Genomic DNA, 13,183 nt, shown 5'->3' with positions numbered 1-13,183 from the left:
CCGACATATGGAGTGAGTCATTCGGGTGTTTTCATATGTGGTACAATAGAAAATTGAGAGGTTAGAAAATCGAGGTGTTACTTTTGACTAAACGAATCGTGCGCGTGCGCAGACGCAAAAAAAAGAAGAAAATAAGAAGAATTGCTGCTCTACTCTTTTTAATCGCATTAATGATGGGAGGCGGCTTTTATTACGTCTCTCAAGTCTATACAGCCTCATATGAAGAATTGGGCCGTGGTGATAAATCCGATCTTCGTGAAGAAGCGGTAGATATCGGTGACGATCCGATATCCATCCTGTTGATGGGGGTTGAAGACTATTCGACAGATGGAAAAGCGGGACGGGCAGATACTCAAATCGTGATGACACTTGACCCTGAAACAAATAAGATCACGATGACCAGCATTCCACGAGACACGAGGGTAGAACTTCCATCCTATAAAGTGGGGGAAGAATATGCAGGCAAGCATAAACTTAATGCCTCCTACACACTCGGAGAACTTTCCGGTTACGGAGCAGAAAAGCTTGCTGTTGAAACGGTTGAAGACTACTTGGAAATTCCCATAGATAAATATGCTACTGTAAACTTTGAAGGATTCATTGAAGTCGTTGATTTGTTAGGCGGGGTGACCGTTGACATCAAAGAAGGGTTCTGGGAACGGAGCAGTGTGGATTACTACGAGAAGATTGAATTTGAAGAAGGACCGATGCAAATGGACGGGGAGGAAGCATTAGCTTTCGTCCGTATGAGAAAACGAGATGCCGCATTGACTTATCCAAGAGATGAAAGGCAGCGTCAGTTCATTAAAGCGAGTATTGATGAAGCCATTTCTGCGGGGACTATTTTCAAAGCGGGGGAAATCGCCGATGTTCTGGGTAAAAACGTCTCCACAAACCTTAGTCCTAGAGAGCTTTATGCCATACAGCGTGCGTTCTCCAAAGAGGAATCCAATACAGAGACATTTGAGATTGAAGGGGAGAACACTCGCCTTGAGAATGGCCTCTATTACTTCGTTCCGGATGAAGAGAGTTTACAAAATGTAAAAAGGAATCTGAAACAGGAGTTAGGATTTAAACTTCCGAGTGATTATGAGAGTACAGATGATCAAAACGATGCTTATCAAAATCAATAATCAAACTTCCGTCCGCCAAATACGGCGGGCGGTTTTTTTGTTCAATCAAGTGGTTCAGCTTCGATTGCTTCTTCAGGCTTGGCCGGTACCTCCCCGTCAAATACCGAAAACTCCATTTCATATGTAATAGTCTCAGGATAGGATTGCAAGACGCCGATCTCATCAGGTCTTTCCGGTTGTGCTTTTAATGAGAGCGACTCCCAATTTCCATCCACCAATGACATCGTTAAGGTCGTGTCGATTTGCTTCTTCAGCATAATGCCCCGGAAGTCCACTTCATTCATAGATTGGAAATGGGCCTTATAACTGACCGTCCCACCTTTTTTTGAATACTCGACACTGTCCGCCTCCTCTATTAATGAACTGACCCAGGAAAATGGGTCATCCAACGGACGAAGTTCATCAATAACCCGGTGGGGGCGGTTCCCTTTACTCCATTCTCCCCCGCTATTCACATAAAAAGTCTCTTCTTCTATAAAAACTTCAAATTCAAAGGAGCTCTCATCAGACACAGGTGTTTGCACATTGTAGCTGGACCGCGCGTCTGACCAGTAGCCACGGCTTTTTGAAGCTGTCTCTTCGTCACGTGAATAAAAGGTGGATATTTCATAAGCATGTCCTTGTGGTCCGCCTAACAAAGACTGCCATTTACGGTAATGATGCTCTTGCTCGCTAGGGAAAAAAATCAATCCTGCCCCTATTCCAATCAAAGCAGCCAGCAACGGAACAATCCACTTTTTTGCCGGCTTAAAGATACCCATCTACATCATAACCTCCACTCTTCTGCCAGTAACCGAGCTCCCTTTCTTTGGTGAACTCCAAGCGGTTCACCCATTTCACTGACTTATACCCATACATCGATGGATGATACAAACGACAAGGATACCCTTGAGCTTTTTTCAATGGCCGGCCGTCGAATTCGTAAATAAGCAAGGCCCCTTCATCGACCAGTTGACTCGTTCTGAAAGAATCATAATATTCTCCGTCTCCTGAATAAGCTGTGACAAACTCTCCTCCAGGCTTAATCTCATAATCGTCCAGCAAATCTTTCACTTTTACACCCTTCATTTCAACGCCGTGTACACTCCATCCTGTGATACAGTGAAAATCATCGACAAAAGTCGTTGCAGGTAAACGGCGAAGGTCTTCCATCGTCAAATCGGCTGAGCGATCGACCAATCCTTCGATTTTCAAATTCCAGGGCGATTCTTCATAACGAGGATAATCATTCGTTACATTGTAAATCCTGAAATATCCCCTTCTTTTATTTTCTTCTGTAGCAATGGAAAACGTAGGCAGCATCCATTTGATAGAAGAACCGATGGCTAAGAACACAAGACCGATCCCAGAAAATTTGAGAAAATCACGGCGTGTCCACACATTTTCCTGAATCGCCGGGGGTAAAGGAGATTTTGTGCGCCACCATTTCGGCCAACTGACTCTCAATTGAAAAAAATGACCAATCGTATGTGTGAATATCCACGGCATCATTAATAAGGTGCTCAAATCGTGAATCAAAACAGCTTGGTTACGGACATTGACTGGGAAAGATGCCTGAAAATACATAATAACTCCTGACCCGCTCCATAAAAGCGCAGCTGTGATCATAAGGCGACCATTGAATTTTTTGAGGCGGGGTGCTTTTGATATGTATTGAAGGAGCGGACGTAGACTGAAAATCACAATAACAACATAAATGATAGCGATTACAATATGGAACGTAACAAGAGGAAAACTGATTTGGTTAAACCAGGTTCTTGTCGGCGTCACATAGAGGAGCGTGCCTGATAGTAATAGAATGATGACCATAAAAGCATGTAAATGATGAAGTCTTACGAGTTTTTTCCTCATAGTATCCTTCTTCCCTTATCGTCATGATAAAATCCCAGTTCCGTGGTTGTTCTGGTTTAACGTTAGCTTGATTATGGGAGAAACAGCGGCAAAAATCAACACACCGATGTTCGGAAGAGAATCTTTCCGGAAAAGCGACATATATCCTTGCTTAAAGTGTCCCCTCCTAAATAACCTAACTAAAAAAGAACTTCCCGCATAGCTCGGAAGTTCTCGAAATTGAAGTATGTAACTCTAAGATGCTGTACGATTGAATATTAAAATACCATTTACCCTTTTGAACATATAAGGACCTTCAAATGTCAATGGTGATGAAAGATCGGATGCCTGGATGCCAACCTTCTTCACCGTGGAATTCTTCTCCAGAATACGGTTGACCGTATCTTCCGTCAATCTTTTAAGTGGTTCCACTACAATCGTTTGATCCACTCGCACACTATATCTCGCCAGAATGGATAATTCTTCATCATCTAATACTAATTTTTCCATGTGTGCCAATCCACTTCACCCTCTCATGACTGATTTAATTAGAAGCGCACAGCACAGTCCCAAATCCCTATATCCTATAATATAATAGAAAATCAACCTATTGAAAACAGCAGAATTTACTATATAAGAAAACATAGGTAGGTTTTTCCTCTGTTGTATTATGAAGGTAATAATGGATTATATAAAAATAAAACCCTCTCTTAAGTGTTAAGAGAGGGCACCGGAAAATTATTCTTCTATAATACGATAGTTAGTATGAGCGACAACCGTCCTATCGTATTCGAAATCGATTTCATCTAAGTTATCCATAATCGTCAAATCGACGATGACAGACTGTTGGCATTGACTAGGGATGACTTTCCCTGTAAATGTGATATCATTACGCTCAAAGGTTACGATTTGACCAGGTGTGGCAATGCGATCGTCAGGTTGTACCATATCTCTCTACCCTTTCTCTTCCTCGTATTATTTTCAACTGCGTTGAATTTATCTTAGCTTGAATTGACAAACAATTCAAATAAAACTTTTACAATATATGTTACTCGATTCGACAAAATTATACAAGTAAAAAGCTTCGATGTTTAGCTTTTTTCTGAGGAGATATATACATACTTACCAAATATTATATAGAGAAGGGGGACCAGTTCTTGAAAACACCGATAAATAAAGTTAAAAAAAGCATACTTTTGACCTCCTCTATCATCCTCACCCTGTTCATTATCGGCATTATCACTCTTTTTATGCTAGGTCCTGAATTCTTAGTTGTCGAGGATTCACCAAAAGAAACCGGAGAAGCAGATGCCATAATTGTATTAAGTGGAAATGCAAGCAGATTGGATCATGCAGTTCAGTTATATGAGGAGGGGCTTGCGGACAATATGATCCTTACAAACGCCACAGAACCAGGCACGCAATCAGAAGATGCTGTTGCCCAAGGTATACCTGAGGGAGCGGTTGTCGAAGAGAATAAGGCGGAAAGTACATATGAGAACGCAGTTTTTTCAGAAGAAATCATGGATCAAAACGAGTGGACTTCAGCGATAGTAGTAACGAACGATTACCATTCAAGGCGGACGAAAATGACGTTCGAAAACATCTATAATGATGAGATCGAACTTTCCTATTCTTTTGCTTCTTCCTTTTTCAACCCAGAAGATGGTCTTTCTGAACGAGAAGAAAAGATGACCTTCGCTGAATATGTCAAACTTATCACTTATTCAATCCGGCTTCTCTTCCATTGACCTAGTATTATCACGAGGGGGGTCGTTTAACAGCTCCTCTGAATTGATAAGGTTTTTTCAGCGGCCTCCCTTTTAGGTGGAGAGCTTTTTTTATGTAAATATTCCCATTAGCAAGCAAATTTAAGAATGAGGGAGTTATTCTTGATACAAGCCTAATGATAGCGCTTAAACAATGAATGTTACCGCTGTCATCACACTTGAGAATGCAACCCCATCTCCTATTATAATTGTAAGAACATTCAAATAAGGAGTGATTGATCATTAGCGTTTCAATAGCAAACGTAAAAAACACAGACACAAAAGAAATTTATTCCGTAACAGGCAACCAACTGCTTGGCAACTTGGACCTCATGTCACAGAAACAGGTAAGTGAAGCTATCCATAACGCCAGTGACGCCCAAACACAATGGGCTGAAACTGAATTATATAAACGTGCAGAGATCCTTCACAATTGGGCTGATAAATTGGTAGAAAACCAGCAGGAAATCGCTCAAATGGTTTCAGAAGAAGTAGGGAAAGGACTAGCTTCTGCGCAAAAAGAAGTCGTACGTACAGCTGATTTGATCCGCTATACAGCTGAAGAAGGCGTCCGTTATCATGGAGACATGATGAAAGGGGACTCATTCAAAGGCGGGTCAAAAGATAAAATCGCCATGGTTGAACAGGAGCCCCTGGGTGTTGTCCTGGCGATTTCCCCATTCAACTATCCCGTAAATTTAGCTGCTTCCAAAATTGCTCCCGCTTTGATTACAGGGAACTCTGTCGTTTTCAAGCCAGCGACTCAAGGTGCTCTTAGCGGGCAATTGATGATTAAAGCATTATTGGAAACAGACCTCCCCGAAGGAGTCATCCAATTTGTCACCGGTAAGGGGTCAGAAATCGGTGACTTCATTGTAACTCATCCTAAAATCGATATGGTAACGTTCACAGGAAGCACAGAAGTCGGCCAATCCATTTCTCAACAGGCGAAAATGATTCCTGTCGTTCTTGAATTGGGCGGGAAAGACCCTGCCATCGTGCTTGAAGACGCGGACCTTGAACTGGCAGCGAAAAATATTGTCGGCGGTGCCTTCTCATACTCCGGACAGCGTTGTACAGCCATCAAGCGAGTGCTGGTCGCTGATTCAGCAGCAGATGAATTGGCAGAGAAAATCAAAAAAGAGATGGACCAGCTTTCTGTGGGTTCGCCTGCTGATAATGCAACAATCACTCCATTGATTAACGATGAGGCAGCTGATAAAGTCGAAAACCTGATTATAGACGCCATCGAAAAAGGAGCAGAACTGGTTGTCGGAAACAAACGTGAAGACAACTTGATCTATCCGACCCTGTTGGATAACGTAACGTCAGACATGGAAATCGCCTGGACAGAACCATTCGGACCTGTGCTGCCGATCATCCGTATACAAAATGAAGACGATTATGTGGCTATTTCAAACGAGTCACAGTACGGCCTTCAAGCGAGTATTTTTACAGAAGATGTAAAAAAAGCGATGCATATCGGCTCCAAACTGGAAGTCGGCTCTGTCCAGTACAATGCAAAAACAGAACGCGGACCAGACCACTTCCCCTTCATCGGTGCGAAAAACTCTGGACTTGGCTCCCAGGGCATTCGCCGCAGCATTGAGTCTATGACACGTGATAAAGTATTCATTTTGAATATGTGAAAACTTCACTCACACATAAAAGCACTTCCCGAGGAGGAAGTGCTTTTTTACGTTATTTCAGACCCGATGTGCGGCCGCTATTATCATGAATATTCGTACCCATCACTTATGATAATCCCATAGAATTTTCCACTTCTCCTTTTCCTTCGCTACATATACATCCTGATGGAGCCTGAAATGTCCATACTTCCCTTTGAATGTTTGCACAACAGTCATATAATAAACGCCCTTCAAAGGCTTCGATCCTTTTTCCATCGACCATTCATCCATCTTTTTTACATCATTGACTGTAAAAGAAAATGTCTCCACACCAAAATGATTCATAAACACATGAGCACGGTCCTGTATGTAATGACCTTTTGTGAATTTATCCTTCATTTGGGAATGTAACAGTTCCCAGGAATCAGAGAATTGCGCTTTTTGTTCATAGATGTAGAATTCCTCCACTACGCTCTCTGCTTGATGGCTGGGGCGTGTGATATAAAAAATGAATAGCGCAACAGATGCAAGTAACACAAGTAAAAGAATCAACAGGAAAGATTTCGGTGTCTGCTTACTCTTCATCTCTTCCCCCTCCCTCTTCTTACGGTATGCATCAAGAGGATAAAAAAGAAAAGCCTGACCCAATTTTTGAATCAGACCTTATGGAGAGAGATTTTGCAAAGACTTTAATAATGGAAAAAGAACGCCCGTTTATTTACGAGACGTTCTACAGATAATTGGTTATTTTTCTTCAAAAAAGTCCTGAAGTTTGTTGATCCGATTACTCATACTGCTCGGACTAACCTCATATTTAGTGGCTACTTCTTTTTTCGTTATTTTCTCAGCATCGTCGCGGAAATAAGTAGTGCTGCGGTAAATATGCTCTAAAGCAGCTGCCACGACTTCAGGCTTGCGGAAGGCTGGCTGCTGTTCTTCTTTATAATCCTGCCAGCTTTTTTTCAATTTTCTAAAGGAGTCAGAAGATGTGAGTTCATCCTCCATTTGAGTGTCTAACAATTCGACGACCTCATCATCGTTCGTTTTTCCTGTGTTCGTTGGCTCAGCGTCTTCCGAAGTGTTCATGTACAACCAGGCTTTCAGCTGTTCAATCAACGTAGCTTGCATGTACTGTTTCATAGAAGTGTATGAGCTGTTGTCGTAATCCTGGTTTACTTTTTCACGGAAAGACTGATAAGAAGAAGCATAGTTCGGGATGGCAAGCGGGATGAAGTTATAAACAGAGCCCCATTTAAGCAATACACCGATGCAATAAGGCATATACGCATAGTTTTCTTCTTTGAGCGGGATCCCATCACGATTAACTTCGTAAGATTCATTGCTCCACACATCTTCAACCATCACCGTTTGTTCGGTTGCAGGTTGTTTGATTTCAAATACGCCAGCTACCGGACTCTTCCAGTCTTCAAGCGAAGCCAACGTAGCTGGACGCGTAATTCCTTCTTTTTTCTTATCGAGAAATTCTTCGTAAATGGTGAGTTTATTTTTCTGCTGCTCGATGAAAACAGACTGGACCAAACGGAAAGCGACTTCAATTTCCTCTTCCTGGCTCTCCTTGTTTTCGGCAGGCGTCAAATTCGGATAATTACGGTTTACATATGCCATAAAGTGACTATAGTGGGTATTCAACTCTTCATGAAGACTTGTTGAAAAAGCCCCATCGTCATTTTTATTCATACAGCATTTCTTATATTTTTTTCCACTTCCGCACGGGCATGGGTCGTTTCTTTTAATCTTACTCATTTAAATCCCTCTCCTAATTGTGTAAACGTCAACTCTACTAGGGTACCGAATATTCCTCTAACATGCAAAAAAAAGCGAGGGGAAAGAGGGTTGGAATAAAAATCCACCTCAAGTCATCCAGAATCTGGATGACTTGAGGTGGAAAATAATGGTTCACTTGAGGTGGTAGTATTTGTTAAATACCCTTTATATATCTCTTCTCAGGGCGCGCAAGACATCGATATTGGTTGCTTTCTTGGCTGGTTTCATACCTGAAAGCATCGCTACTCCAATACTCAACGCCACACACAACAGTACTAAATATGGCGGGATATAGGAAAGCTGGATCACTGTATCCGGAGACTCATTGAACACTTGCTGGATGACGATCGGCAATATCTGATTGATTGCGAAACTTATAAGGTAAGCGACTATTACACCCACTATCGCCCCCATTAAACCGATATAACCGCTTTCCATCAAGAAGATACTGCGGATCATTTTCGGATGGCCGCCAATAGCTTTCATTATTCCGATATCTTGTGTCCGTTCGGTCACAGCCATGGACATCGTATTGAAAATTCCGATCGACGCGATCAAGAGAGCAATCGCACCGACAATGACGAGACCTGTTTTCACGACTGCAAATACGATATTGATTTGATCCAGCTCTTCAGTCACTGAATAAATGTGGTAGCCATCATCCTTCAGTGTTTGAGAAATGGATTCCACTTGTTCCATATTCGAAGCAATGACATTCACTTGTTGATAGGTCCGTTCCTGTTCAGCATCTTGGATGGAATTGATTTCTTCTTCGCTCATCTCAGGCCGGATCATTTGGCCATTCGTGGTTCCGGTAAATGATTCAATATTGGTAAGCATCGCTGAAGAAATGAAGACGTCTCGATCTTTCTGCCAATCCCTCGCAGGTTCTTCTGCAACGCCGACAACTTCTAAAGGAAATGTTTCACTGACCATTTCTCCATCTTTAAATTGCCTGACTTCCATTTGTATGGTCTTCCCCAGCAAACTCTCTCCTAATTGATACTTTTCTTTTACGACTCCTTCTTCGTTGTACAGCTCTTCATCGGTCAGCCCTTCTTCTTTATGCAAATACTGATTCAAATGATAACCTACGATGACCTCATTATCTGCCTCAGGCATTTCACCCGATGAAAGATTCAGTCCTGCTTTTTTCTCTGCAGAAAAATCGACAGCACGAGCGGAAGATTGGGTGGAGTATCCCTCATATTGAACAGTCGTCTCGTTTTCTACCATGATTTTATGGGAGACTGCTTTGACATTCTCAATCTCTTCGAATTTCTCGATGTCTGCCTTGGTAACCCCAGGGTTCTCCCCCTCTTCAACTGCCCGCTTGCCTTGTACTTGAATTTCCGTAATACTGCGGTCTTGCATGATATCATTGACGATGAAACGCTGGGCCCCGAAGCCGACAGAAGCAAGCACAATCAGAAAGGCACAGCCGATTGCTGTTGCTAAAATCGTCATGAATACACGAGACTTGTTTTTCTTCATATTTTGTCTAATAAAATTCAGCCGGTCTTTCCACTTCATCGTCCTGCCTCCTCTTCATTCGGCACTAGGAATCCATCTTCCAAGCGAATTGTCCGATCTGCAATATCAGCCACTTCGTCATCGTGGGTGATAATGACAAATGTGATGTTTTCTTCTTTATTCAACTGCTTTATGAAGGAAAGCAATTCTTCTTCTGTTTCCTGATCAAGACTTCCTGTCGGTTCATCAGCCAGTATGATCGGCGGGTTCACGATTAATGCTCTTGCGACTGAAACACGCTGCTGCTGACCTCCTGACAGCTCTGATGGATAGTGATCGCTATAATCTGCTAAACCCACTTTCTCTAACATCTGTTCAACAAGGACAGTCCGCTCTTTTTCAGCGATCCCTTTCATGACTAATGGAAGTTCGATATTTTGATAGGCTGTCATACTTGGAATCAATTGAAAGCTTTGAAAAATGAACCCTAAATGATCTGAGCGAAAACTGGCCCACTTAGCTTCAGTAAAATCTGTCACCCGTGTTTCTTTGATGTGCAAATCACCACTTGTCGGTTTGATATATCCACTCATCAGATTAAGCAAGGTCGATTTTCCTGATCCACTGCGCCCGACAATGGATACCACTTCACCTTCATGGATTTCCAGGTTGATACTTTTTAAAACAGGGACTTCCTGGCGTTTATTTTTCTTTCCTACATAAAAAGAGTGAGATAACTCGTCTACTTTGATCACGTTTGTTCCTCCTTATTGGTCTCTCACCATATATGACGAAGCAAAATAGCAAATCATTTCATCTTTTTTTGGAAAAGGAGTGGAAGATAGGTAGATGGAATAAAAAACCACCTCAAGTCATCCAGAATCTGGATGACTTGAGGTGGTAAAAAATGGTTGATTTATTGAGTCAGTTATCTGGGATTATCGGCAACAAGATGTGGGATGGGTAGTCTTTTCCTTGGTGAATCGCTTGAATGACCTTCTTCGTTTGAGTAGTCTCCGATAATGTCCCTTCTGTATTAGGGTTGACATCATAGCGAGGGAAGTTACTCGACGACACTTCTATTTGAATCGAATGACCGGTGAGGAAGACGTTGCTCGTGGCCCATAAATCAATCTCAATCCGCATCGGCTTATTCTCACTATGAGGGATTCTAAACACTCCATCTGTCAAGTTAACTGCCGTCCCATCAGGAGCGACATCCAAAAGCTTCGCTGTAAAGTCCGTAGAAACAGCTTCAGAGGATACCCATAAGCAGACCTTTATTTCTCCGGTCACCTCCACTTTTTCCCTAAGAGGGTCTGTAGCATAGACAAGCACATCTTCCCTTGTCTGCGAAGGCTGGTGGATTCTCGGTCCGACATTCCTTCCCTGGTAAAACAATGTCCCACCACCGTGCGTCGGCACAGGATTTTCTGGGTCATAGACAAACCGGTCACAGGCATCTACAAGCGAAATATCATCATACAATCGCCCTTCTTGTAAATTGGAGTTACCATTCCCACTTAAATAAAAGGGGGTATACCTCGCCCGCTTCAAAGGCCACTCCTCTTCTCCACGCCATTCATTCATCCCCATCACAAATATTTTCACCGGCTTCTCATCGAATAAGGGATGATTCCTTCCCTTCAGCCAAAAGTCGAACCAGGAGGTATGCAGTGATGTAAGATCATCTCGTCCTTCAATGGAAGACCCTGCACTATGACGTCCAAATGATCGCTCGCCGATCACTGAAGAAAAGTCACCATGTGCCCACGGACCGATGATCAATCGTTGATTCGGATTCACTTGTTTCATAAGCTGATAATTTTTGAGTGTCGGACCAAGGAAACAATCATACCAGCCTGCCATATGGTAAGCAGGTAAATCGATCTCTTCCAACTGTGAAGATATCGATGCCTCTATTAACGTTTCTTCTTTTCTATATTCATTAAACAACTCTTCTAAAGCAGGCTCACATTGAAATAGGGAAGACCATTCTTTCAAAGCGCTGTGTTCAAACGACTCTAACACCACTTCAAGCGCATTTTCCAACAATCGAACTTCTTCTGGAGTCCTGCCTGCTTTGCTCAAGTAGTCAGGTGCAATCGACTCTAACAACCAGGTCGCGAACAACCCAAGTTCCAAAGCTCCTCCTCTGTAAATGAGCCCCTCATCAAGTTCACTTCCGGTCATTACCGGGAAAAGAGCCTTCAAGGACGGCGGTTTCTCTACAGCCGCATAAAGTTGAGTGAAGCCATAATAAGAGAGTCCGAACATCCCTATTTTTCCATTGCTGTAAGGTAGGCGAGCTGCCCACTCGACGGTATCATACCCATCTTGTTTTTCTTGTAAAAAAGGGCGGAAGTTCCCCTCTGAAGTAAACCTCCCCCTTACATCTTGAATGATGACAATGTAACCTTCACGAGCAATACGGATAGGATCGATAAACCGGTGGGAAAACTCCGGCAAATTTTTGTCATATGGTAGTCTTGTAAGTAAGACAGGAAAGGTGCCTTCTTCAGAAGGGCGATAAACATTCGCAAATAAGGTGGTTCCATCAGATACTTCACATGCTACATCTTTTTCTACGATAATCGCTTTCAAACAACATTCCTCCTGTAGAAAAAAGAGACCTGCAGCTATGTACAGATCCCTTCTCTCCTAGTTATTCGCCCTTCATTTCAGCGACTTTATCCTGGTTGTTCTCAATCCATTCACGCGCCACTTTTTCCGGGTCCTTGCCGTTTTCCTCGATTTCAACGATCATTTTCTCTACCTCGTCGATCGAGATGTTCCAATTACTCAAGAATTCGTAAGCTTCTGGAGCTCTTTCACTCAAGTTACTGTTTGTTACAACTTCAACAGAAGAAGATTCAAAGAAACCTTGATCATTGGAAAGGATCTTCAAATCATGTTTATTGAACATCGTGTGTGGACGCCAGCCGAAGAACACAACCGGCTTCTCCTGTTCCATCAAACGAATGGCTTGAGCCATCATACCACCTTCAGAAGAATTCACTTGCTTCATGTCCAAATCATAAGCCTTAATTAGCTCATTGGATTCTTTTGTAGCGCTTGCTCCTTCTTCAATGCCGAACATTTCATTACCGAACTCGTCTTCCATGCCTTTCAAATCAGAAATGGAATTTACGTCTTCCATGTAAGCAGGAACGACCCAGCCTGTCTCTGCTTTCGGGTAGCTTACAGCCGTACGTTCTAACTTGTCACCGAATTTTTCCATGTGGACTTCGTGCATCGGGAACCAGGCATCCATGAAGACATCCAGGTCACCACGGGATAATCCCATGAAGACACCGCCGACGTTCGTCTCTGTTTCTTCTACTTTGTAGCCCATATCCTGTAAAATCAGACTAGCGATTTTTGTAGGTGGGACTGTACTCGTCCAAGGCGTAACACCAAACTTGATCGTCTCATCCTTACTTTCAGAAGCTTGTTCCCCTTCTGAGTTCGATTCCCCACTGCTTTCTTCTCCCTCTGCAGAGCAACCGATCACTAATACTAAAAATAAAGCAGTCATTAAGCCGAATAATACTTTTTTCATACT

Annotated in this window: 13 protein-coding genes; 3 read left to right on the top strand and 10 right to left on the bottom strand. The window is 42.6% G+C overall.

The window, feature by feature from the left end; translation table 11 throughout:
• The first annotated feature begins 74 nt into the window (after nt 1–74).
• On the top strand, nt 75–1,133 hold the full coding sequence (locus HLI_RS16220; RefSeq protein ID WP_431357373.1) for an LCP family protein: 1,059 nt from the start codon (nt 75–77) through the stop codon (nt 1,131–1,133).
• A gap of 41 nt (nt 1,134–1,174) precedes the next feature.
• Here HLI_RS16220 and HLI_RS16215 read toward each other — a convergent pair whose 3' ends face one another.
• From HLI_RS16215 to HLI_RS16200, 4 genes are all read right to left on the bottom strand, one after another.
• A complete protein-coding gene (locus HLI_RS16215) occupies nt 1,175–1,894 on the bottom strand; it encodes a hypothetical protein (RefSeq protein ID WP_128525956.1) in 720 nt (239 codons plus the stop codon).
• The gene (locus HLI_RS16210; protein ID WP_128525955.1) at nt 1,881–2,984 is read right to left on the bottom strand and encodes a molybdopterin-dependent oxidoreductase; all 1,104 of its coding nucleotides are present in this window, start codon (nt 2,982–2,984) and stop codon (nt 1,881–1,883) included. The genes HLI_RS16215 and HLI_RS16210 overlap by 14 nt, the downstream gene beginning before the upstream one ends.
• Nucleotides 2,985–3,218: 234 nt before the next feature.
• Nucleotides 3,219–3,473: a hypothetical protein gene (locus tag HLI_RS16205; protein WP_128525954.1), complete on the bottom strand. Its 255-nt coding sequence runs from the start codon at nt 3,471–3,473 to the stop codon at nt 3,219–3,221.
• A gap of 228 nt (nt 3,474–3,701) precedes the next feature.
• The gene (locus tag HLI_RS16200; RefSeq protein ID WP_128525953.1) at nt 3,702–3,911 is read right to left on the bottom strand and encodes a YkvS family protein; all 210 of its coding nucleotides are present in this window, start codon (nt 3,909–3,911) and stop codon (nt 3,702–3,704) included.
• A 209-nt stretch (nt 3,912–4,120) separates the two neighbouring features.
• On the opposite strand from HLI_RS16200, the gene HLI_RS16195 reads away from it, so the two are divergent.
• Together HLI_RS16195 and HLI_RS16190 are read left to right on the top strand one after the other, a co-directional pair.
• Nucleotides 4,121–4,714 (top strand): YdcF family protein, encoded by a 594-nt coding sequence (locus HLI_RS16195; protein ID WP_128525952.1) that lies wholly within the window; start codon nt 4,121–4,123, stop codon nt 4,712–4,714.
• Between the two features lie 254 nt (nt 4,715–4,968).
• Nucleotides 4,969–6,381, top strand: coding sequence for an NADP-dependent glyceraldehyde-3-phosphate dehydrogenase (locus tag HLI_RS16190; protein WP_128525951.1), 1,413 nt, complete (start codon nt 4,969–4,971; stop codon nt 6,379–6,381).
• Between the two features lie 102 nt (nt 6,382–6,483).
• On the opposite strand, the gene HLI_RS16185 is transcribed toward HLI_RS16190, so the two are convergent.
• The 6 genes from HLI_RS16185 to HLI_RS16160 all read right to left on the bottom strand — a co-directional run bounded on the left by HLI_RS16185 (nt 6,484) and on the right by HLI_RS16160 (nt 13,180).
• Nucleotides 6,484–6,945: a hypothetical protein gene (locus HLI_RS16185; RefSeq protein ID WP_128525950.1), complete on the bottom strand. Its 462-nt coding sequence runs from the start codon at nt 6,943–6,945 to the stop codon at nt 6,484–6,486.
• 159 nt (nt 6,946–7,104) lie between these two features.
• Nucleotides 7,105–8,124 (bottom strand): SEC-C metal-binding domain-containing protein, encoded by a 1,020-nt coding sequence (locus HLI_RS16180; protein WP_128525949.1) that lies wholly within the window; start codon nt 8,122–8,124, stop codon nt 7,105–7,107.
• 186 nt (nt 8,125–8,310) lie between these two features.
• Complete coding sequence (locus tag HLI_RS16175; protein ID WP_128525948.1) at nt 8,311–9,678, bottom strand: ABC transporter permease; 1,368 nt, start codon at nt 9,676–9,678, stop codon at nt 8,311–8,313.
• The gene (locus HLI_RS16170; protein ID WP_128525947.1) at nt 9,675–10,373 is read right to left on the bottom strand and encodes an ABC transporter ATP-binding protein; all 699 of its coding nucleotides are present in this window, start codon (nt 10,371–10,373) and stop codon (nt 9,675–9,677) included. Before HLI_RS16170 ends, HLI_RS16175 begins: the two co-directional genes overlap by 4 nt.
• A 169-nt stretch (nt 10,374–10,542) precedes the next feature.
• A complete protein-coding gene (locus tag HLI_RS16165) occupies nt 10,543–12,222 on the bottom strand; it encodes a CocE/NonD family hydrolase (protein WP_128525946.1) in 1,680 nt (559 codons plus the stop codon).
• A 61-nt stretch (nt 12,223–12,283) separates the two neighbouring features.
• Nucleotides 12,284–13,180 (bottom strand): glycine betaine ABC transporter substrate-binding protein, encoded by an 897-nt coding sequence (locus HLI_RS16160; RefSeq protein ID WP_128525945.1) that lies wholly within the window; start codon nt 13,178–13,180, stop codon nt 12,284–12,286.
• Between the last annotated feature and the right edge of the window lie 3 nt (nt 13,181–13,183).

It is taken from the genome of Halobacillus litoralis (genome assembly GCF_004101865.1).
GTDB lineage: Bacteria > Bacillota > Bacilli > Bacillales > Halobacillaceae > Halobacillus > Halobacillus litoralis_A.
Note: the sequence above shows the minus strand (reverse complement) of the source record. Positions and strands in the feature narration are given on the sequence as shown.

Coding starts and splice junctions, on each gene's coding strand:
- HLI_RS16215 (WP_128525956.1), bottom strand. CDS start 1,894: ATGGGTATCTTTAAGCCGGCAAAAAAGTGGATTGTTCCGTTGCTGGCT.
- HLI_RS16210 (WP_128525955.1), bottom strand. CDS start 2,984: ATGAGGAAAAAACTCGTAAGACTTCATCATTTACATGCTTTTATGGTC.
- HLI_RS16205 (WP_128525954.1), bottom strand. CDS start 3,473: ATGGAAAAATTAGTATTAGATGATGAAGAATTATCCATTCTGGCGAGA.
- HLI_RS16200 (WP_128525953.1), bottom strand. CDS start 3,911: ATGGTACAACCTGACGATCGCATTGCCACACCTGGTCAAATCGTAACC.
- HLI_RS16185 (WP_128525950.1), bottom strand. CDS start 6,945: ATGAAGAGTAAGCAGACACCGAAATCTTTCCTGTTGATTCTTTTACTT.
- HLI_RS16180 (WP_128525949.1), bottom strand. CDS start 8,124: ATGAGTAAGATTAAAAGAAACGACCCATGCCCGTGCGGAAGTGGAAAA.
- HLI_RS16175 (WP_128525948.1), bottom strand. CDS start 9,678: ATGAAGTGGAAAGACCGGCTGAATTTTATTAGACAAAATATGAAGAAA.
- HLI_RS16160 (WP_128525945.1), bottom strand. CDS start 13,180: ATGAAAAAAGTATTATTCGGCTTAATGACTGCTTTATTTTTAGTATTA.